This window comes from Aeromonas finlandensis, assembly GCF_000764645.1.
Taxonomy (GTDB): Bacteria; Pseudomonadota; Gammaproteobacteria; order Enterobacterales; family Aeromonadaceae; genus Aeromonas; species Aeromonas finlandensis.
On the sequence record NZ_JRGK01000308.1, the window covers coordinates 1 to 1,978 of the forward strand.

Consider the following 1,978-nt stretch of genomic DNA (forward strand, 5'->3'; position numbering starts at 1 on the left):
CGCTTTGAGGTGCTGAAACGGGATGCGGAGATCGCCTACTGGCAGGATCGTGTCAATGGGGGTGATGAAACCGCGCTGGGCGCGGCGCTACAACAACAGTGGCAACAACTGGACGAGGAGTTTGCCTTCATTGCCCGCTGCAATGAGGGGGGCGAATTCATGGCCACAGAGGATATTGCAAGACTACAGCAGATCGCGAGCCGCACCTGGCAGCGCACGCTATCTGATCGAATCGGCATCTCCCAGGATGAACTGGCGCGCAAACAGCGGGAAACGGACTCACCGCTGCCAGTCACCGAATCTCTGTTGGCCGATCGCCCGGATCACCTCTTCACCCGCAGCGAACGGGAGCGCCTTGCCCCCGACAACCCTTGGGGATTTCAAGTTAATACCCCCGAATACCTCTATAACCGGGGCGAGCTCTATAACCTCTCCATCCGCCGGGGCACCCTCACCGAAGAGGAGCGCTACAAGATCAATGAGCACATGATCCAGACCATCATCATGCTCGAAAAACTCCCCTTCCCCGCCAACCTGAAACAGGTGCCGGAAATTGCCGGAGGCCACCACGAGAAGATGGATGGCACTGGTTATCCCAAGCGCCTGAAACGGGACGAGATGAGTATCCCCGCTCGCATGATGGCGATCGCCGATATCTTCGAAGCGCTGACTGCGGGAGATCGGCCCTACAAGAAGGCCAAGTCCCTCTCGGAGGCGATCCGCATCATGGGATTCATGCAACAGGATCACCATATCGACCCCGAGCTGTTTGCCCTCTTTCTCAGCTCCGGGGTCTACCTGCGCTATGCCGAGAGGTATATGAGCCCTGAGCTTATCGACGAGGTAGATATCACCCCTTATCTTGCCAACACCTTATCCAATAGGGTGTAAAACAGGCCATGACTGAAAAGGCTGCTTAAAACGCTATTCATCGGATTGGAGTGGGCACTTTCGGGTGCCCCTTTTCAGTCAGGACCAACGCCCGCCAGAGTGTATACAACAAGTTTCTGGTAAAACGCCTACGCAAGTGATTGTATGGGGACAGATGTACACATTACCCGCACCGCTCTGTCGAGCACTACGCGTTAACATCACGACGCCAAGTCGCATAAGCCGCATCATGCAGTAACCACCACCACGAAAAACCGGCAGGGAAACAGGACGTCTGTCCTCACCGTATTACAACATGGAGATATCATGTCCAATCCCTATCGCGAAATTTTGACAACCCCTGGCGTCAGGGGGTTGATCATCGCGAGTTCAATTGCCCGCCTGCCCCACGCCATGATCAGCATTGGCATCATTACCATGCTGGTGCAACAAGACAGCCTCTATTGGCTTGCTGGCACGGTCGCAGGCACATTTACACTCTCAAACGCGCTCATTGGCCCACAGGTGTCAAAACTGGTCGATCAACATGGCCAGAGCCGGGTTCTGCCACTCATTACCGCTTTCAGCATTGCCATGCTACTGATGCTCGTCGCAGCGGCCTACATGAGAGCATCAGCACCAACGCTGTGTATTCTGGCTGCACTAGCCGGTTCCATGCCGACGATGCCAGCCATGATAAGGGCACGCTGGACGGAACTTTTCCGTGGCAAACCGCAACTGCATACCGCATTTTCCCTGGATACAGTCCTCACGGAGATAGCCTTTATCATCGGCCCGCCACTGGCAATTGGTATCAGCACCAGCGCCTTCGCCGAAGCCGGGCCACTAGCAGCCACCTTACTGCTGGCCATTGGCGTGACGGCTTTTATTCTGCAGCGGCAAACCGAACCCAAGGTCGTCGAACGCAGTATGGGAAGCAGAGGATCGATCTTGCGGATCCCCAGCCTGCGCATCATCGTCTTGGCGCTGCTGGTCATGGGGGTGATCGGCGGTTCAATCGATGTGGCCGTCGTCGCCTTTGCCAACACGCAAGGCTGGCCCACCGCAGCCAGTTTTATCCTGGCGACTTATGCCCTGGGTTCACTGG

Annotated in this window: 2 protein-coding genes; both read left to right on the forward strand. The window is 56.2% G+C overall.

Annotation, left to right across the window (positions count from 1 at the left end):
• The coding region (locus LD28_RS0119170; protein WP_033138518.1) for an HD-GYP domain-containing protein at positions 1 to 891 on the forward strand (891 nt) is incomplete at its 5' end.
• Positions 892 to 1,197: 306 nt separating this feature from the next.
• Positions 1,198 to 1,978: MFS transporter (locus tag LD28_RS0119175; RefSeq protein ID WP_033138519.1), on the forward strand; the 781-nt coding region annotated here is incomplete at its 3' end.